This is a genomic window from Microbacterium sp. P5_E9, assembly GCF_054049175.1.
Map to the genome: position 1 here is coordinate 1 of NZ_JBFUMV010000159.1, position 519 is coordinate 519.

The 519-nt window shown below is 64.0% G+C and carries 1 protein-coding gene; it reads left to right on the forward strand.

What is annotated here, in order from left to right; genetic code table 11:
• Positions 1–407: dCTP deaminase (gene dcd, locus ACXJ3V_RS20760; RefSeq protein ID WP_457102246.1), on the forward strand; the 407-nt coding region annotated here is incomplete at its 5' end.
• Positions 408–519: the final 112 nt, after the last annotated feature.

Below are 519 nucleotides of genomic sequence, written 5' to 3' on the forward strand. Positions count from 1 at the left end.
AGCCTGAGCTGACCCGCCTGGTCGAAGTGGACTCCGGGGAGCCGTTCATCCTTCACCCGGGCGAATTCGTGCTCGGTTCCACTTACGAGACCGTGACCTTGCCGGATGACATCGCCGCACGCCTGGAGGGCAAGTCCTCACTCGGCCGGCTGGGGCTGCTGACGCACTCCACCGCTGGGTTCATCGATCCTGGCTTCTCCGGCCACGTCACCCTCGAGCTGTCCAACATGGCCACCCTGCCCATTAAGCTCTGGCCTGGTATGAAGATCGGCCAGCTGTGCTTCTTCAGGCTGAGCTCGGCCGCCGAGTTCCCCTACGGTTCCGGTGAGTACGGCAACCGCTACCAGGGCCAGCGCGGTCCCACCGCCAGCCGCAGCCACCTGAACTTCCACCGCACCGAGATCTGAGAGAGCGTCGCTGTTTAGGCGGCAGGATCTGAGAGAGCGTCGCTGTTTGGGCGGCAGGATCTGAGAGAGCGTCGCTGTTTGGGCGGCAGGATCTGAGAGAGCGTCGCTGTTT